Origin of the sequence: Nonomuraea sp. NPDC048881, from assembly GCF_040649795.1 — a bacterium.
GTDB lineage: Bacteria > Actinomycetota > Actinomycetes > Streptosporangiales > Streptosporangiaceae > Nonomuraea.
Window position 1 is genome coordinate 160,565 of sequence record NZ_JBEZGC010000014.1, and the last position, 18,541, is coordinate 179,105.

Consider the following 18,541-nt stretch of genomic DNA (forward strand, 5'->3'; position numbering starts at 1 on the left):
GGGTTGGGGGTGTGATTCGGGCGGCGAGGTGGGTGATCGTGCTGGCCGCTCCTGGATCGGCCGGGGGCGTGACCGGAAGGGACAGCTCCGCATGGACAAGCTCACGCAGCACGCGATCTCGGGCGAGGCGGTCGACGCCCCCATCCCGCGAGGCTGTCAGCAGCCGTTGTTGATGGAAGAGTTCCCGGATCTGGCGCCAGGGCTGGTGATGTCGACGTTCCGTTCCTCGCGGTTGTGGGCCGGGATGGCCTGGCGGCGGGCGTTCGCCGGGAGGGCGGATCAGTCGGCTGCAGCCCGCCGGATGGTTGGGCAGCTCCTGGCCGACACCGGGCTGGCCGACGATGCTCGGTGGGTGACGGCCGAGCTGGTCAGCAATGCGCTGCGGCACTCTTTCTCGGGGCGAGAGCGGGGGTTCTTCGTGGTGGAGGTGCTGCGCGGGGCGGAGTCGGTGCGGATCGTGGTTTATGACCTGGGTGGCGGCCCGGTCCCGGACTTCTCTCAGACGCCTGGCTCGGTACCGGAGACGGCCGAGGACGGCCGGGGGCTGGCCGCGGTGGCCGAGTTGGCGGACCGCATCGGAGTGGCGGGTAATGCGGCGACCGGGCATGCGGTGTGGGCGGAGCTCTCCCTGATGGAGGGGGTTACCGGACCGTCCTCGGATGACGTGACAGGTGACTGGGTGGAGGAGCCGAGTGGCGTTCTGGGACTGCCATCGGCCGCTAGACCCTGCTTTAGCCGTCAGGACGGTGTCCGGCTGGACCCTTCCGCGGCTCTGCGGGAGAGGAATTGAGGTCGAAGGCGGACCAAGTGTCCGCGCACGGGCAGGAGCCGTGGGCGCGGCAGGCACTCGCCGCGCTACGCCGGGGCTGGCCTGACTGGGCCTTCTTGGTGGTGGGCTACCGGTGGCTGGCGCTGCGCGGCAAGCAGGTGATGATCAGTGCCACCGGGCCGCAGGCACTGCGGCATGCCTTGCCGCCGATCCCGGCCCAGCCGGCTTTCGAGTCAGGATCGCAGCTCTCTGGCCTGGTCGAGCACCGAGTGGTTGGGGTTTGCCCCCTGGCGAGATTGGCCGAGTTGCTCAACGGAGCACCCGGTGTGAGCTCGGCGAAAGCTAGCGTGCCACTGCTGTTGGCCTCGGCGTCCGCACCCGGCGCGGAGGCGGGTGCGGCCAGTGTGGGCGGTGGGGTCGCTGCGGGGATGAGCGGTCCGTGGACGACCGATGCGCCGCCGTTGGGCGTGATGGCGGCGGAGCGGTCGGTGACGGGCACGTGGGCGGTCGCGGGCGCTGATGGGGCGCGGGTGGCGCGGCGGCAGGGTGGATGGTGGCCATGGGGGCGGCGGCGTGACCGGTCACGGCCAGACCCGCGAGCGGGGGAAGCGACTCCTTCGGTCCTCCGAGCCGGGCCGGCGGAAGGTGCTCGACGTCGTCATCGCCGTGTCCGGTCCAGGCCCCCGAAGTTGGCTGGCGGCATCGCGGCATAGGTTGAGGGCCGCGTCCGGCCATGGGGGCGGGGCGGGCTTGACACCTGGGGTGCAGGCGGGTGTTGATACCGGTCCGCCCCTCCGGCGCGGAGGGGCGGCCCTGGCGGCGGCCCGGTGGGTTCGCCTCGCGTAAGGGGCGAGGCGAACCCACCGCCGAGCGCAAGAGTGAGCCTGCAAGTGTGGGGGTCGCGTTCACTGTTGCGGACTCAAAAACTGGGCGTTGTTCGGTGTCGCATCCGGTGTCGCGTTTTGTTGTCGCGTCCGGTGTTGCCGCTGAGAGCGCGACACCCACCGGCGTGCCGTGCGCTCAGGTCATGCGGGTATCGGCTGTTGCGCTGGCCGCCCCGAATCGCCTAGAGGCGACTCCTTTGAATATGTGTGCGCGCGTTCTCGCGGGTGCCTGCACCATCAACTTGTCTTCTCTCGTTCCGCTTCTGCGCCCCCGCCCTACCCTTCTTCCATCAGCAGTCGCCGGCCCGCGGCCTGGCCGCGGGCCGGCCTCGCGGTGATCTCGTTCTGTGCGGCGAGCAGTGCCTTCGTCTGTGATATTGAACCTGGCCCGCCATGTGGCGGACCCGTCCGCGTTGCCTGAGGGCTTGATCGACATCTTCCGTCCGGCCGACCCGGCGAGGGCGTGTGACGGGTGCGACGCGGGCGCGGGGAACGGTGCGGGTGGGGCAAACGCGCGGCCCCGGTACCGCCGTAGGGCGGTGCCGGGGCCGCTTGTGTTGCCGGAGGTAGGGGTTAGACGGGGGCGGGTGTGGCGGCGCTGTCAGGCCCGTCCGCGCCGCCTGCGGTGGCGTCCGGGGCGGCGGGCGGGTGGATGTCCACGTGCGCGGCGATCATCGCGGCCACGTCAGCGGGCGGGATGTCGGCGCGGAGATCCGTGTGGGGGTAGGTGCCGCCGGAGGCGATGCGGCCGAGGTAGATCCATCGGATCGTGAGCGGCGGCGCGGGCGCGTCCCCGTGGGCGGGGTCGGGCGCAGTCAGCGGGATGTTCACCTCGACACGGTGGCCTTCAGGCGAACGGTACTCCTGACCGTAGGTGTCATAGATGCGGGGGGAGCGGCTGCCGGGGCGGCGGCTGCCCTGAAGGTGGCGCTGGTAGCCATGGGCCCGCAGGGCGCGGGTGTAGGGCAGCGTGAGGGGCATGTACGCGGCGATGTCGGCGCGGCTGAGGTAGTAGTCGCCGAGGATGTCGGTCATGTGGGCGGCGATCGTCTCGAAGTCAGGTTGCCCGCCCGGCATGCATGCCTCACAGGTGTGGGCGTCGTCGCAGGTGTCGCAATCGCTGCCCAGGCCGAACATGTGCTCGTAGGCACAGACTTCCAGCAGGGTGCCGTCGTCCCCGCGTTCCGGGCGGGCGATGACGGGCTGATCGTGGTGGTCGTCCCACATGATCGCCCATCCGGGGCCATGGTCAGTGAGGGCGCGGGCGTGCGCGGGTTCGACGGTGCGGCGGGCGGCGGTGCCGCTCCCGTTGCCAGTTCCGAGGTCGGTGTGCGTCATCTGTGGTGTGCCCTTTCCTGTGGCCCGGCGTTATTCCGGGGCGGCGTTCCAGCGGCGTTTCTCGCCTAATTCCATGGACGCTCGTTCCCGTAATGATGTCAACCGGGATTCGTATTCATCTCGCAGATTCTTTTGCATGGTGATTCGGGCAATCCGGCATCGTTCACCGTCGTCTTCCTGTTAGGTGAAGAGTCGGGCCGACCCGGAATGTCAAGTCGGTCGGGCGGCCTTCTCGCGAGATGTTTTCGCAGACCAGATGTTGTTTTGTTAGGTCAGCCTCTCCAGCCGTCGCGGTGACATCATTTGATGCCGGATCGGCTTGCCATCCGGGTTATCGGCGAGGGATGGTCGTGGCGCAAACGAAAAACATCGACCCGGACGGGGTCGGGAATTCGATCGGAAAGGGCGTCGCGCAATGGCTATTCACACCCCGGAAATGACCGCTACCGAAATCGTCCCCGCTGGTGCGGAAATCGCCGTTACCGAAACGGTTGCTGCCGCGCCCCTGACGGCCCCTGGCAGCCCCGCGACCGCCGCCCCGGACGCTGACCCCGCGACGGACGCCGACGGGCGCGAAATGGCGGTGTGGGCGGCGCTGAACGCCGAGCCGGGCGGGTCGGCCACGGGGATCGGGGCGGCGGCGGGCCTGAGCCGGATGGCGGCGGGCAAGATCCTCAACCAGTTCGAGGCAGACGGCCGGGCGCGGCGTGAGCCGGGCGTGAGCGAGGGCGGGCGCGGGCGGGCGGCTGACCGGTGGTTCCCGATCATCGCCGACGCCGACGCCGTCACCGCTACGACCACCGACGCCGACGCGGAGCCAACCGGTGCGGCCGACGCGCCCGCCCCGGCCCCTGAGACGCCGGACGCCGAGCCCGAGGCGATCGCCACACCCGGCACGGATGCCGACATCCCAGATGTTGGCGCGGTGCCCGAGCCGGAAGAGGAGCTTTCGGTCGTGATCGATTCGGCCGATCTGGCATCGGCGGATGAACCGATCGGTGAGGAGGACCTGATCGCCGATGAGGCGCCCGGTGAGGATCCGGACGGGACGGACGGCGACCTCGACGCGCGCGAGCCGGTGGCGGATGACCCGGCGTGGGCGCGGGCACGGGCAGAACTGGCGGAACTGGTCAACCTGTTCGGCGGGGTGATTTCGGCGAACGAGGAGGGCAACGCCGTGATGGCGTTGGGGTGCCTGGAAATGGCAATGACCAAGGTCGCCTCGGCACACCGCAACGCGCGGGCGGCGCTGACCGGCACCGCCGCCCCGGCCCGTCCGGTGTCGGCGTCCCGTCCGGGTGCCGGTGGCGGCGCGGGCGCGGGGGACGCGGTTCGGCCGGGTGCGTTGCGGGACCTGGTGTACGCACACCTGATCGAGTTCCCCGACAAGGACTTCACCCCCTACGAGATCGGGAAGGTCATCAACCGTTCGTCCGGTGCGGTGGCCAACGCCCTGGACCGACTGGTCAGCCTCGGCGAGGCGATGCTGACGTGTGAGCGGCCCCGCCGGTTCGGCCTCGCCCCCACCGCCAAGCCCACCCCCGCCGCACCCGCCGACACCCACAACACCGACACCGACGTGGACGACGACGCGGCCTGAAGCCCGAGGTTGGGCGGGCCGCCCTTACCAGCCCGCCCGCCCCGGCCCAGTAGCGGGCGGGACACCCCTACCACCCCGCCCGCACCGGCCCGCAACGCGCCCGAGCACCGCCCCCGGCCCCGCGCCGGACCAAAGCCCCTCACCCACTGATCCACCGGCACACCCCCCGCACGGGCCGGGGCCGAACCCCCCTGACAACACCCATCGCGGCATCGCGTCTGTCCCGCATGCCCGCACATCGAATCCCCACCCCAGAAAGGCACTGTCATGGCTCACGAGATCGAAATCTTCGCCAACGGTTCAGCCGGATTCGCCGCCGCAGGAAGGCCCGGCTGGCACGGACTCGGCTACACCGCGCCCGGCCCGATGACCGCCGAGGAGCTCCTGTCCAACGCCCAGCTCGCCGGGTGGAACGTGCGCAAGGTGCCGGTCGGTCAGGTCACCGACCCCGTCACCGGCCAGCCGGTCGTCACGGACGAGGACTTCCTGGTCGTCCGTACCAACCCGGTCACCGGCCAACCGGAACGGCTCGGCCGCGTCGGTAAGGAGTATCAGGTCCTGCAGAACGAGGACGTCACCGACTTTCTCCAGACCCTCGTGGATGAGTCAGGGGCGATCTTCGACACCGGCGGATCGCTGAACAACGGGCGGCGCGTGTTCGTCACCATGCGCCTGCCCGAGCCCCTCATGGTCGGCGGGTTCGACCAGATCGACCTCTACCTGGCGGCGTTCTCCCGGCATGACGGGTGGGGCGCGTTCACAACGGTCGCGACCCCGGTCCGGGTGGTGTGCGCCAACACCGAACGGGCAGCGTTGGCCAACCACGCCTCCAAGTTCACCGTCCGGCATACCGGCAACGTGGCCGGACGCATCGCCGAGGCGCGCGAGGCGCTGAAACTCACGTGGAAGCACGGTGAGGCGTTCGCCGCCGAGGCCGAGAAGCTGCTCGCGGTCCCGATGGACGTCAAGGAGTTCCGTCAGTTCGCCACCCGGCTCCACCCACTCCCCGCCGACGCCAAGGAGCTGGCCAAGCGCAATCACGACCTGACCATGCGCGAGCTGGAGTACCTGTTCGCGCAGGCCCCCACCCAGGAGCCGATCCGTAACACCCGCTGGGCCGCCTACAACGCAGTGACCGAGCGGCTGGATCACAAGAGCCCGGTGTTCGGCAGCCGCGATGTGGCCACGGTGCGCGCGGAGCGCGCCCTGCTCGATGACCACGACAACGCCAAGATCAAGGCCCGCGCCTTCCGCCTCCTGGCCACCGCCTGACACCGACGGTTCCGGTACGGCCCACAGCGCGGGGCCGTACCGGAACCGCCGCCAGAACCACGGCCCTGCGTCCCCGCGCCCCGGGCTACGCAGGATCTGACGCCCGCCCCTCAGAACCCATCAACCGCGATTCAAGGAGTTCATCATGGGACGACTCGAAGACCTAGTTCTGCACAACGCCTGCCTCACCCGGCATGAGCTCGGCGAGGCCCTCAACCGCATCGCCTCCCTCGACGACGAAGGCACGTTGCGCGACAAGGACCTGGGCCGTATCGCCTACGCCTACCAGCGGATGTCGTGGTGGCAGCAGGTCGCCGACCTCACCCACGGCCGCGAGGAGACCGTCGACGGCGCGACCGCGCTGGAGATCGTCCGGCAACGGGCACAGGACCTGCTGATCAACGCCCGCCCGCTGACCAACGGCGGGTTGTTCGCCCTGGCGATGGCCGAGTCCCGCCGAGGCGGCGCGCGTGCCTTCCTGGACGCCACCCAGAATCTCGCCGACGCACTCACCCCACCGCCCGCACGAGACGCCCACCCGGCTGACGGCCCCGCCACTCATGCCGCAACGCCCGCCGTTGCGGAGTCTGGGGCTTCGGCCAGGGAGTACCGGCTGTGACAGTGCGGCTGACACCCGCTGCCCGCATGGTCTCGCCCGCCCTCTGCCCGCAGTGGCAAGGGCGGAGCGCCGGACCAGCGGGCTACTTCATGACCCTCATCCCGCACCTGCCCATGTCACCCGACGAAAGGAACGCATGCGATGAATGACCGCTACCAGCCGCGCCCCCCGCTCCCGGATGACGGGCCGCCCACCGCCGCCCCGAGCTCGGGCACCACCAATGTCTGGGCCGGGCAGACGCAATGCTCGCTGGACGAGTTGACGTTCGAGAAGATCATCGCCGCGCGTCACGCGCATTACGCGGCGGCGGCCGAGGCGGTTGCCGCCCTGCAGAACGGACGTTGGCTGTCGGGCGAGCAGTTGTTCGCCGCCGAGTACACCAGATCATCGCGCGGCTGGTGGGATCTGGTGGACGTGCAGATCACGGTCAAGAGGCTGGCCTGTGATCACGCGGTGCGGCGGGTGCGTTCCTGGGCGCGCCACTACCTCACGAACGAGGCACCGGCCGGGCGTCCGGGAACGCTGTTCGAGCACGCGCTCGCCCACGCCTCACGCATCGCCGCCCGCGACTTCCTCAACGCCAGCGGTCAGATCCTGACTCACCACCTCGCCACCGAGTCCGGCGACCAAGCCGACATCCCGGCTCCGGGCGCACCCGTGAACCACCGCCACGCCGACGATTCAGCAGCGTCCCAGGTGATGCCCCCAGCGTCGGCGGACGCGCCATGAACGACCAACACCCCGCGCCAGCGCGCCCCGGTGCTGACCCCACCACGTCACGAAAGGACAGCCCCATGCGGAACCCACACCCCGATGCACCGGCTCCTGCACCCGACACTGGCACTGCCGTCACCTCCGTCCTCAACCCAAGCGAGCCGGTGTCGGTGGAGGCGATGATCGAGCAGGCCCGCCAGATGCGGCATCACAACGCCGATACCATCGGACGGCGGCTGAGCCGGGGCGAGCGGCTGAGTGCGGAGGTGCTCTACGACATCCTGCACGCCCAAACGCGCGCCGGGTGGTGGCTTCTGGTCGACCGGCACATCCGGCACGCCCGAGGCGGCCGGGGCCTGAACTCGGCGCAGACGGTGGCCAGGTTCGTCTCCTGGATCAGCCCCTACCTGGAAGACGACGCCAGCACGCTCGACACCGCTACGAGCTGCCGCATCCTCGGACTGCACTGCGAGCACGAACTCGCCCTGGCCCACTTCGAGCGGGCCTCGGCCCTCATCCGGCAAGACGCGGCTCGTACCTTCCTGGCCCAGGCGAAGACACTCCAGCCGGCCTCCCCAGCAGAGGCCCCCAGCAGCAGCTCGGCCGCGCAGGAGGCGAAGGCATGAGCAACAGCACCGCCACAGGCAACCCCTCCAGCGCGCCCGAGCCGCCAGCCACGAGCCGTCCCAGCACGCGCCACCAGGACAGCTCGCGGGTGGAGTTCTTCCAGATGATGGCATGGAGGTGGGATATCACCACCGCCAAGAAGCTCACCCGCGCCCGCACCCCGCAGGGCCGGATCGATCCCAGGGAATGGGCGGGCATGCTCCGGCTGATCGCCATCAGCACCGAGCACGCCGCCCACGTAGATCTGTCCGAGCCTTTGATCGTGGCCACCGTCCCGAACGGCGGCATGCTGATCATCGACGGCTGGCACCGCCTATACAAGGCGCTGGCCACCGGCGTTCCCGAGCTGGCGGCGGTGATCCTCACGGCCGAGGAGGAGCTCGCCTGCCGGATCTTCGGCGGAGAGTCCAGCGGTGAGGTGGACGAGTACGGGGACGAGGAGACGTATGGCGGTAGCTGAGCCGGTGATGTAGGAGGTATGCCCCGTCCAGCACAAGTCCAGTGTGCTGGCCGGGGCACACCTCCTTCACCACCGGCTCACGAGAGGGTGCGTGGCGGCGTCAGCGCGATATGGGGCGCTTTGCTGCCAAGATCAGCGCGAACCTTGCCATTGCCTCTTCCATGGTTGGGTTCTGGAGAAGATATGGGCTGGGGCCATATCCGAAGATGCTTACGTATGGTTTGGGCTTGTCTGACCCGGGCTCGGCCTTGGATTCGATCCTCCTTATGAAAGGGCCATCACCGTTGAGAGCATCGGATGCTCGGGGGGTGAGGGTGTGGCCGATGAGGTGGAGCACCGATTCGATGGGGAGCAGGTAGTCGAAGAGGCTGGCTTCGTCGTCCTCGGTCAGGGTGGGGTCTTGGGGTCTGCTTCGGTTGTGGAGGTCGACCAGTCTGGAGCTTTCAAGGCAGTTGTAGAGCTCGCCTTCGAGCCATCCGGCTTCGGCGCTGTTCAACGTTTCGTCGTCGTTGGATTCGTAGCGGATGAGCAGGGCGCGGTACCAGTGGTTGCGGTCTTTGAGCTGCTGTAGGACTCGGTTACGCAGGCCCGGGTTGGTGGCCTTGCCGACGTAGGCTCCCCACCGGCCCTTCGCGTCGGGGCGGTCGAGCAGGATGTAGGCGCCGGGCACGTTCCAGCCTCGGTCGAGGCGGCTGGCATGATCTCGGTCGAGCAGGAGCATGCCGGCGACCTTGTGCTTGGCTCGGATCTTGATCGGGTTGTTGAGATCCTCGGGCAGGCTGATGACGAGCTGGGACGGGGCGAGCCGCATCGCGCGCACGGGGGCGCCTCCTTCACCTGGTGCCACAACAAGATCTTCCCGAACAGTATCGGTCAAGTCGCCCTGAGTAATCAGGGGTTTTGGGTAAGAAGCACGCAGCTCACCGTGCGGATAGGGGTGTCGGCAACCCGGCGGGTCGCGTTTGTGGCGGCGTCATGTCACCACCGGTTGGGCCCTGTCACGCGGTGTGCCGCAGGGCCCATTGCCGGCGCTGTACGGGCCGTATGGCGGCCGGTAAGGGCGTTCCAAACAGCCCCCGTGTCGGGATGCCGAACGGCGCGTCATCCGGGGCCGGTGCGTCGGGTGGCGGATGGTCAGCGCGGGTCGGGCTGGCTGGTGGGTGCGTGGGCGGCTGGGCGGGTGAACCCGATCAAGTCACTGCGCTGGTAGGTGTCGATCTGGATGACGGTGCGCTTGTTGGGTGCGTGGATCATCTGGCTGCCTCCGAGGACGATGCCGACGTGTCCGGGCCCGTCTGGTCCCATGCGGAAGAAGGCGAGGTCGCCGGGCTGTTCCTGCCCGCTCGGGATGGGGGGTCCCCATCGCCATTGGTCGGCGGCGACGCGCGGGATGGAGATCCCGGCTGATTGGAAGGCGCGCATGGTCAGCCCGCTGCAGTCGAAGGACGCTGGTCCTTCGGCTCCCCAGACGTAGGGTTTGCCGAGCTGGGCGTGGGCGTAGGTGATGACGGCGGCGACCTGCTCGCCGGGGATGAGGGTGACGCAGGTCCCGGCCAGGGCGTCGACCACACGCTGCGCGAGTGCCTCCCATTGCGCGTAGGCGTCGGGGAAGCCGGAGCGCTGGACCGCCTGGGCGGCGCGGGTGAGCGGGAGCTGCTCCCAGCGCGGCACCTTGAGCATCCGGTCGTAGAAAGTGCCGGTCGCATAGTGGGGATCAAGGATCTGCTCACGCGTCCCCCAACCTTGAGAGGGGCGTTGCTGGAACAACCCCAGCGAATCGAGGTGCCCGTAGCGCAGGTTCCGCAGCTGGGATTCCTGCAGGGCGGTGGCGACGGCGATCACAGCCGCCCGCGCGGGCAGACCGCGTTCCATCGCGACTTCGACGATGAGCGTGGCGTTGGCCTGCTGCTCGCCGTCCAAGGGCATGGCGGTGGCGAGGCTGGTAGCGGTCAGGGGCGCCGCGACCGGCTTGCCCGCCGTCCTGCTCGCCGTCGTCGCGGGTGTGATCGCACAGGCCATGCCGCCGGGTGTTGCTGAGCCGGTGAGGATGCTGGTGGCGGCTGCGAGGAAGGCCAAGACGATGAGCAGCAGGAGAGCGGCGCCGGCCGCGGCGACCTTCACCTTCCCGGCTCCTCCACACCGAAGATGCGGTCAGGGAATGCGTCGCCGTCTTCGGCAGTGGTGGGTTGTCCGGGGGCTTGGCCGAGGGTGAGGTGGGGCCAGCCGTTGGCGAGGTCGGCCAGCCGCATCCTTCCCTGTCCGGTCGTGGCGGTGGTGGGAAACCAGCAGGGCCCGGCCGGGCCGTCGTCCAGTTCGGTCTGTACGGCGGTGGCGATCGGCAGGTCAGTGGTGGTGATCAGCTTGCGGAGGTTGGATTCGCGGGTGCGGCTGGGCAGCCAGAACAGCACCGGGGTGGTGATGCGGGTGGTGTCGGCGAGGTCGCTGTATGAGGCGAGCTTGCCGGTGACCTTGGCCAGAGTCATGCTGCCGGTGTCGTGTTCGAGGAAGAAGTCGATCTGGCGGCCGTTCTCGGCCCAGCATCCGTAGGCGTCGGGCCGGGCCAGGTCGCCCCACATCTGGGCGCACTGCTTCTCTGACAGCCAAGCCCGCAGCTGGGTGTCGGGACGGTGGCGGGCCAGGTGGGCGAGGTTGACGAAGAAGTCGTTGACGCCGACCTGGTGACCCCGTAGCGATGACACCGCGACGCTCATGGACCGGTCCGGGTGATAGCCCAGTTCCTTGATCGTGGTCTGGTCGCGCAGCGCGAGGAGTTCGGCTCCGGCCCGGCCGAGTATCCAGTGGTGTGGATAGGAGCCTGTGGGCGTCCAGGGCCGGTAGGGGGTGATCATGCCGAGGCTACGCAGGATGCCCAGGCGGCGGCGGGTGGGCTGCGGCTTGGTGAAGAACAGTTTTTCCAGTTGGTGAGTGGTCAAGACCCGGTGGTGAAGAAGGTGCTCCAGGACCTGATAGTCGCGTGGGGTGAGGCGGGCTGCGGCGTGGGCGATGGCGGCGGCGTCGAAGCGGGGCAGGCCGAGCGGGCGGCGGGTGACGGGCATGACGGTTCTCCAAGGTTGAGATGGATGCTGGTGGAGCTGTGTAGCGGGGGAGTGGCTGGCCGAGGAAGGCTCAGTCGAGCTGCTCGTCTCGCGTAGTCGTCTGGCTGTGGATGGCGGGGCGCAGGTCCAGCTCGACGCGGACCTGACGGGCCCTGCGGACGGGAGGCCGGGGGGTACGGCTGGGCTGAGTGAACTGCTCTCGGGACGCCTGCCTGACTGCCTCTTGCCGGCCTTCGATCGGTGCGGGGAGGGGCCGGGTGCGCAGGGTGAACGCGGAGGTTTGCTGTCCGCCGATGATGAGGCGGGCGGCGGCTTGGTAGGCGCCGAGGTGGGTGAGGTCGTGCGGAGTGAGCAGGGGCGCGGTGTGGTGCTTGAGGTCGTTCGCGTCCTTGGGCGAGGCGTTGAAGTACACCTTGTTCCGCGCGTCAGCCGACAGCGCTTCACGCAGGTCCGCCGGTAGCTGGTCGAGATGCTGATGGGCGAGCACCAGAGAGAGCCGGTAGCCGCGCGCCTCGGCGAGGACGTCGTTGATGTGGCCGGGCAGGTTGAGGAAGTTGTGGCACTCGTCGATGACGAGGGAGGCGTCCAGCCGGTCGGCCTCCGTGAGGTTGGAGCGGCGAGTGGCGGCCTGCCAGGTGTGGGCGAGCAGGATAGAGCCGAACAGCCGGGCCGCATCATCGCCCAAGATCCCTTTGGGTAGCCGAGCCAGTACGAGCCCTCCCTGATCGAGGAGCTTGCCGATGGGGACGGTGGTGTCCGGGCTGGCCAGTGCCTGCCGCACGAATGGCCGGAGCAGGACGGCGCGGAGCTTGTTCATCACCGGGCCGATGACGGTTGCTTGCCCGGCTGGGGTGAGGGCTTCGTAGGAGTCCCAGAACCCGCCCAGCAGCCCGTCATCCAGCTTGGTGATGATCTGCGCGCGGAAGGCCTGGTCTGTCAGCAGCCTCGGCACCTCGCTCAGGGTCGCCATGCGGCCGAGGACATGGGTGAGGGTGAGGCAGGTGGAGCGGAGCAGGTCATCCACCCGTGGTCCCCAGGCTGTGGAGAAGCAGCGGTGGAAGATGGTGACAACGGAGTCGACCGCGAAGGCGGGATCAGGCCCGGCGAGGATGTTGATCGACGGCGGCGGCCCTGCATCTTGCGGGTCGAACACGACTGTCTTTCCCACTGCCCGTGCCGGAAGACGGTTGAGGATGTCGGTGATCAGGTCGCCCTTGGGGTCGATGACCAGGGCGCCCCGGCCTGCTGCCGCATCGGCCAGGACGAGGTTGGCCAGCAGGGTTGATTTGCCGACGCCGGTGCCGCCGATCACGTGGGTGTGGTGCCGCCCGTCCCGCACCGGTAGCGCGACGGGGCGCTGTGGGCCGCTGTCGGCGTCGCCCAGGATGCGTGCGGTACCACCGGCCGCGTTGCGGGGTATGGCCGGTGACGGGGCGACGGGGCGGGCTCCGGCGCGGGTGACGCCGGGGGCGTCGATGTCCCACGGTAGGTGGGCGAGCGCGGCCAGCTCGGCGACCGACAGCAGACAGCCGTCGTCGAGGCGGCGCGAGCTGATCGCGCGGCCAGGCCGCCGCAGGCGTGCTCGGCGCAGGTACTGGTGACTGCCTGTGTAGAGAGCGAAGACGCCGGCCAAGGTGTGAGCTTGACCTCGCAGCCACCCGCGGACCAGGTCCGGAGAAGTTGTGGCACCGGCTCGGACCTCGGATGGTTGCTGGGCTGCAGCGGGCTCGCGGCTGGTTGAGACGGCGTAGCGGATGGCGACCGTGTAACGCGGCTGGCCGGCCTTGGCCAGGATTGCGCGCACCTGCTCGGCGCGTTCGGGGAAGTCGCGGGTGAGCTCGCCTGTGCGGTGGCGGTCGCGGCTGTCGGGCAGCGGAAGGATCTCGTCGAAGAGGCGGCCAAGGTGGTGTCGGCTGCCTCCGCCGCGAAGGTGGGCGGCGGCCCGGTAGGCGTGCCGCAGGCGGCGGCCAGTGGTCGGGCGGGCGAGGATCTGTACGACGGCGTGCTCGCCCTCGCGCAGTCCGCTCATCGCCTCCAGCAGTGAGCGGGCCGGATCGTGGTCGTGGTCGTGGTCGGTGGTGAGCGGGAAGTGCTCGGGCGCGGCGAGTACGAGCCGCCCGCCCGCGACCTTCGCCTCTGCGGGGAGGGGCGGGGTGGCGGGGCTGATGGTGGTGGTCGCGCCGGGCCAGGCGGCGTGGATGGCCTTCTCCACGATGCTGGGCGGGATGGTTCCGGGTACCCATAGCCGGATGCGCACTCCTGCGTCGCTGCCGTGGTACTCCCACACCAGATGCGGCTGCCCGTCGAAGAACCGTTTCCATGCGGGGCGGAGCAGGCCGATGAGCTGCCGCCACAGCACCGCTGCGCCTTCGGGGTCGCTGCGCGGCGGGGAGGAGATCTCGATGAGCCGGGCCTGGGGGGTCATGTCGGCGTGACGGGCCCAGCCGAGTAGGGAGCGTACCGCGCGGTCCACCACCCAGGTCAGGGCCAGGACGGCGAGCAGATAGGGCCCGTGGGCGAGAGCGAACTCGGGCAGGCGGGTAGGCAGCTGGGCGAGGAAGTCCAGGGCGTCTTGGACGTGGTTCTCATCGATGCCGCACAGCAGACAGGGTGAGTTCGGATCCGAGGGCGTCGGTCCTGAGCTGAATCGCAGGTCCGTTATCACAGCGGGTCGCCTTCCTCATCGTCCTGGTGGTCACGGCTGAACTCGGTGAAGCCGGGCGCATCGAGCGGACAAGCGGCCCCGGCCGGTTGCGGGGCGTGCTGATCGCCTTGCTCGAGTTCGGCCAGGTGGGCGGGGTCGGTGGTGATCAGGTCTGCTTCTCGGGGAGAGGCGATGATGTGGAAGGCGGCTCGGCTGGCGGGGCCGGCGATTAGGAGCGCCTCGCCGCGTTCGGCGGTGAGGAGGAACTGGCGTTCGCCGTCGGTCAGGTCGAAGGCGTCCCCGACCGCGCCGATGGCCTGAGGGGCTTGGCGGAGCAGGACCTGGTTGGCGGCGTTGGCGACGATCGCCTGCCCCAGCTCTGAGCCGAGCAGATCCGCGGCGTCCTGGGTGATGACGGCGAGCCCGGCCCAGTGCTTGCGTGCGGCCTTCGCCATCCGGAACAGGAACCGCGCGCCCTCGGGCTCCTTCATGAGGAGCCAGGCTTCGTCCACGACGACGAGGCGCTTTCTGCGGTCGCGGGGGTTGGCCACCCGCCGCCAGATCGCATCCAGGGCGAGCAGGGTGCCGACCGCTTTCATCTCCTCCGGTAGATCCCGCAGCGAGAACACGGTCAGGTGCCCGGACGGATGGGTGGTGGTGGGGCCGTCGAACAACTCGCGGTAGGAGCCGGACACGTAGGGTGCGAGCTGGGCAGCCAGCTCCGCCCCGGCCGAACTGATGGCTTCTCCGCCTCGGCTTCCGATTCTGGTAAGGCTGGTGACCAGATCGGCGAGGAGCGGGGCGGGCCGCGTCCAGGTGGCAGGGCCGCGGGTGATCCCAGCAGCCGCGTAGGTGGCGATGATCGCCGAATCCAGAACAGCTCTGGCCTGGCCGCTGAGCTGTCCGCCGAGCATGGTGGCGATGAGCGTCTGCAGGAACATCGCCCGGCGCGAGAGCACGTCATCGCGTGGGCCGTGGCTGGCGGGCAGGTCGAACGGGTTCCATCGGACCCCGGCCGCGCCGAGGCTCAGACAGGTGCCGCCGACCGCGCGGGCCAACCGGGCGTATTCGTCTTCGGGATCGACGACCGCGACTTCGACCCCTTGGTAGAGCAGGCGGAGCGTTTCGAGTTTGGTGAAGAAGCTCTTGCCCGCGCCGGAGCGGGCCAGCACGACGGAGTTGTGGTTGTCCTGGGCGTAACGGTCCCACAGAACGACGCCGGAGCCGGTGGCACTCAGTCCGTACAGCACGCTCGTCTCGCCGATCTCGGTAGCGAGGTCGGGTGAGGTGAACGGAAAGGCCGCCGCGAGAGCGCTGGTGTCGAAGGTGCGGGTCAGGTTCAGGGAGTCGACGCCGAGCGGCAGACCTGTCGTCCACCCCTGCAACGCGCGGAACGTGGCAGGCTGCGCGTCGAGCAGCAGCGAGGAGGCGAGCGCCCGCACGCGTTCGACCTCAGCGGCCAGCTCGACCTCGCTGGAGGCGTGGATGGTGAGATACAGGCCAACTCTGAACAGGCGGCCATGGCCTCGGGCGAGGCTGTCGGCCAGGTCGGTGGCATCATCGGCAGCGGCCTCGGTGGCGAAGTCCTGGAGGCGGCCATGCTGGGCGTCGGCGCGGCTGGCCGATTCCAGGCGGGCGAGCTGGCGGCGTAGCCGCATCGCCGCGACCTGCTGCGGGATGGGTTCGATGTGCAGGGACACGTCGAGGTGGCCGGGGTAGGTGAGCAGGGGTTCGAGCCAGCCCGCGCCGACCTCGCGGGGGTAGCCGGTTACGGCGAAGGACGCTGCGACGGCGTTGGGCAGGGCGATGGTGCGAACGCCCACGCCAACAGCGGCGGGACGGGTCAGCGCGCTCGGCTCCTGCTCTCGGGTACGGCGGCGCAGTTTCATGACGTACTCCTGGTCGAGGTGAGTTCGTCGGGCAGAGCCTGGCCTGCGGGATGACGGGCGCCGGGGTCGAGGCATTCGGTGAGCGTGTGCGTGGCCTCATCGGCGGCCAGGACACGAGTGGTCACGCCGAGCGAGGCCAGGGCGCGTTCGGCTTCTGCCGCCCGGCGCAAGACCACCGCAGCGGAGGTGTCCCGCCGTACTGACCGTCGGCCTCGGCCAGAGGCCGCCTGGTCACGGAGCACGACGAGGACCTGCCGGGTCAGCAGTTCGCGGGAGGTGTTCAGCTCGGCCAGGTAGGCGGCGTGCTCGCGTGCTGCCTGGGCCAGCGCCGGATGCGGCAGGACCTCTGCTTGGGCCTCGACGGCCTGAATGAGGTCGGACAGGTCCGCCGGCCGTGCTCGGGCCAGCAGTTGTACGGGTGCTTCGAGGGAGTTCAGCCACCTGCCGAACCCGCTGACCAGCGCGGCCTGCTCGCCGGTGGTACGCAGGTGAAACGACAGGGTGCCGGTCTCGACCAGTACGGCGACGCCGCCGTCTGCGAGTTCGAGCGCGCCGTCCGTGCGGATGGCCCGCACCGGGAGCCGCAGGGGCGCGGGCAGCCTGCCGCGCAGGCGGCACCACCTCGGCGGCTCGGTGACTCCGTCCGGCGCGGCGACCAGCCTCTTGGAGGTCCGGGCGAACAGTACGGCGGCGAGGGCGAACCGGTCCAGGCTCAGCCCGTCCCGTCGTCCGAGGGCGATGGCGATGCCGAGGGCGATGAGCGGGAGCAGGATCGCAGCCAGGATGACAATGGGCAGGAGCTGGTGGAACAGGTAATAGACAGCGGCGGCGATGCCGCCGGTCAGAGCGACGATGAGGAGCTGGCGGAAGGAGAGCCCGTAGGCGATCTTGTCGGGCTGGTTGATGTCGGCCGGAATACGGGCCAGCAACGGCGGCGGCTCTGCCTCGTGCTTCATCCGTTCCCTCCTCGTGGCTGGCGCTGGGCACGGGGGGTGCGGCGGGGTGGCGGGTCGAGCCGCAGGCGGAGCTGGCCGGGGCGGGGCGCGCGCGTGGGCATGCCGGGTAGCCGGTCCTGCACCCACGGCGGGCGGGGTCGAATCCACGGCCCCGACGCCGACACCGAAGGCGTGCGCGACGGCGCAGCACCCAGCGGAACGGGTGGGCGGGAGGCGCGGGTGACCGGGAACGGCAGCGTGAGCTGGGTGCCCTGCCGGGCCCGGCGGGCTGAGGCGGCAGCCGCTTCCGGGGTTGGAGCGGATGGGATGGACGCCGGCAGGTTGAGCGGGAGCTCGAGTTGCTGCCAGGACGGTGAACGGTTGGGCATGGCGGCTCCCGTCTGCGGGCTGGTCGGAGTTGTGGGGCCAGGGCGCTTGGGCATGGTCGGGCTGCCCGGCTTCGGGCTTCGACCGGGGCCGCTCATGCCGTTGCCTGGTCCGCCGTGCCGGCGGGCTCCTGCCGGACCGCCTTTGCGGGCAGCGGCGGCTCGGCCGGTCTTGCCGAGGAAGCGGGCGGCACCGAGGGCCTTGTAGACGATCACGGCTTTGACGAGGCGTTTGAGCGTGGTGGGCTGGCCCTGCTGCCAGATCGTCTTGGCGACCCAGCCAGGGATCTTGATCAGGACGAACAGGACACCGATCAAGATGAGCGCGTCCAGGGCCCGGTTGAATGTGGGCCGCATCGTGGCCTCGACCGCATCGCCCGTGCCTGGGCTGGCGGGGGCGAGGGGGTAGGCGGCGGCGGAGTCCGTGAGGAACAGCTTGAACGCCAAGATCAGCCCGATGGCTTGCAGGACCTGGATGGCGAGCAGGCCGAAGAAGCAGCGCCACCACAGGCGCGCGATCCCTTCGGTCTGCGGCAGCGCGTGACACAGCAGGGCGAGCGGCGCGGCGATGATCAGGAACATGAGCAGGGTGATGCGGATGAGGCCGATCAAGGCAAGCACAAGGCCCATCAGCGCCGCCGCGCCGATCAGCAGCATGAGGAAGAGCACGGTGCCCTTCGGGTCCTTGATCAGGCCATCCACCTTGGCCGCGATCAGGTTCCCCGCGCGCATTCCGTCGACTCCATCGCCGAGCAGCGCGGTGACCATGGCGTTGGTCAGCTCGATGGCGTACTGGCAGATGGTCAGCGAGGCGTTCAACGCGATCACTGCGACGATCAGGCGTGGGATGATCTCGCCGGGCGTGGTGGAGTTGCCGGGGTGGCTGCCGTAGGCCATCACGATCACGCCACCGGCCAGCACCATGAGCACAAGCAGCGCATTGGCGACGAGCTGCACATGGCCGGACAGCTCCCGAACCCGCTCCAGCATCATCGGCGGCGGGGCGGCCAGCAGGGTGCTGCCGACCAGGACGAAGGCGGGGTTGATCGCGTCGGTGACAAGGCTGGTGAACCAGCCGTTCATCGCCTGGTTGATCTTGCAACCGACATCCATCCACCCGCACTCCGGCACCCCGCCGGACGGAACGGAAGGTGGCGTGGTGGCGGGCGGAATCCAGGTCACCTGCGGCGACGGAGCCGGACTCGGGCTCGTGATGGCCGAAGGCGTCGGGGTGGGTTCGGCGCAGGCTGGTGGAGGTGCGGCGAGCCCGGTTGCGGCGGCGGCGAGCAGGAAGCTCAAGCATGCCTGAACCAGCCAGGCCGTCGGCCGCCTTCCTGCTCCGCCCGGT

Annotated in this window: 15 protein-coding genes; 7 read left to right on the forward strand and 8 right to left on the reverse strand. The window is 69.7% G+C overall.

Annotated features, from left to right (window positions below):
- Nucleotides 1–91 precede the first annotated feature (91 nt).
- Nucleotides 92–790, forward strand: a complete 699-nt coding sequence (locus AB0C33_RS37705) for an ATP-binding protein (protein ID WP_358296676.1) — start codon at nt 92–94, stop codon at nt 788–790.
- A gap of 1,436 nt (nt 791–2,226) precedes the next feature.
- Here AB0C33_RS37705 and AB0C33_RS37710 read toward each other — a convergent pair.
- A complete protein-coding gene (locus tag AB0C33_RS37710; RefSeq protein WP_358296679.1) occupies nt 2,227–2,991 on the reverse strand; it encodes a hypothetical protein in 765 nt (254 codons plus the stop codon).
- Nucleotides 2,992–3,406: 415 nt separating this feature from the next.
- Here AB0C33_RS37710 and AB0C33_RS37715 point away from each other — a divergent pair, with 415 nt between their 5' ends.
- From AB0C33_RS37715 to AB0C33_RS37740, 6 genes are all read left to right on the forward strand, one after another.
- Nucleotides 3,407–4,591: a hypothetical protein gene (locus AB0C33_RS37715; protein WP_358296682.1), complete on the forward strand. Its 1,185-nt coding sequence runs from the start codon at nt 3,407–3,409 to the stop codon at nt 4,589–4,591.
- Nucleotides 4,592–4,858: 267 nt separating this feature from the next.
- Nucleotides 4,859–5,863 (forward strand): DUF932 domain-containing protein, encoded by a 1,005-nt coding sequence (locus AB0C33_RS37720; protein ID WP_358296684.1) that lies wholly within the window; start codon nt 4,859–4,861, stop codon nt 5,861–5,863.
- Nucleotides 5,864–6,008: 145 nt separating this feature from the next.
- Complete coding sequence (locus AB0C33_RS37725) at nt 6,009–6,482, forward strand: hypothetical protein (RefSeq protein ID WP_358296687.1); 474 nt, start codon at nt 6,009–6,011, stop codon at nt 6,480–6,482.
- A 141-nt stretch (nt 6,483–6,623) separates the two neighbouring features.
- Entirely contained in the window at nt 6,624–7,211 is a 588-nt protein-coding gene (locus tag AB0C33_RS37730) for a hypothetical protein (RefSeq protein ID WP_358296689.1), read from the forward strand.
- Nucleotides 7,212–7,276: 65 nt separating this feature from the next.
- Nucleotides 7,277–7,822: a hypothetical protein gene (locus AB0C33_RS37735; RefSeq protein WP_358296691.1), complete on the forward strand. Its 546-nt coding sequence runs from the start codon at nt 7,277–7,279 to the stop codon at nt 7,820–7,822.
- On the forward strand, nt 7,819–8,283 hold the full coding sequence (locus AB0C33_RS37740; RefSeq protein ID WP_358296693.1) for a hypothetical protein: 465 nt from the start codon (nt 7,819–7,821) through the stop codon (nt 8,281–8,283). The genes AB0C33_RS37735 and AB0C33_RS37740 overlap by 4 nt, the downstream gene beginning before the upstream one ends.
- Nucleotides 8,284–8,383: 100 nt before the next feature.
- On the opposite strand, the gene AB0C33_RS37745 is transcribed toward AB0C33_RS37740, so the two are convergent.
- The 7 genes from AB0C33_RS37745 to AB0C33_RS37775 form a co-directional block, all read right to left on the reverse strand.
- On the reverse strand, nt 8,384–9,103 hold the full coding sequence (locus AB0C33_RS37745) for a hypothetical protein (protein ID WP_358296696.1): 720 nt from the start codon (nt 9,101–9,103) through the stop codon (nt 8,384–8,386).
- Nucleotides 9,104–9,417: 314 nt separating this feature from the next.
- Nucleotides 9,418–10,404, reverse strand: a complete 987-nt coding sequence (locus tag AB0C33_RS37750; protein WP_358296698.1) for a C40 family peptidase — start codon at nt 10,402–10,404, stop codon at nt 9,418–9,420.
- Entirely contained in the window at nt 10,401–11,339 is a 939-nt protein-coding gene (locus AB0C33_RS37755; protein WP_358296701.1) for a replication-relaxation family protein, read from the reverse strand. Before AB0C33_RS37755 ends, AB0C33_RS37750 begins: the two co-directional genes overlap by 4 nt.
- A 70-nt stretch (nt 11,340–11,409) precedes the next feature.
- Nucleotides 11,410–14,004: a type IV secretion system DNA-binding domain-containing protein gene (locus AB0C33_RS37760; protein ID WP_358296704.1), complete on the reverse strand. Its 2,595-nt coding sequence runs from the start codon at nt 14,002–14,004 to the stop codon at nt 11,410–11,412.
- On the reverse strand, nt 14,001–15,872 hold the full coding sequence (locus AB0C33_RS37765; RefSeq protein WP_358296707.1) for an ATP-binding protein: 1,872 nt from the start codon (nt 15,870–15,872) through the stop codon (nt 14,001–14,003). The genes AB0C33_RS37760 and AB0C33_RS37765 overlap by 4 nt, the downstream gene beginning before the upstream one ends.
- Complete coding sequence (locus tag AB0C33_RS37770) at nt 15,869–16,828, reverse strand: PrgI family protein (RefSeq protein WP_358296710.1); 960 nt, start codon at nt 16,826–16,828, stop codon at nt 15,869–15,871. Before AB0C33_RS37770 ends, AB0C33_RS37765 begins: the two co-directional genes overlap by 4 nt.
- Nucleotides 16,825–18,492: a hypothetical protein gene (locus tag AB0C33_RS37775; protein WP_358296713.1), complete on the reverse strand. Its 1,668-nt coding sequence runs from the start codon at nt 18,490–18,492 to the stop codon at nt 16,825–16,827. The genes AB0C33_RS37770 and AB0C33_RS37775 overlap by 4 nt, the downstream gene beginning before the upstream one ends.
- Nucleotides 18,493–18,541: the final 49 nt, after the last annotated feature.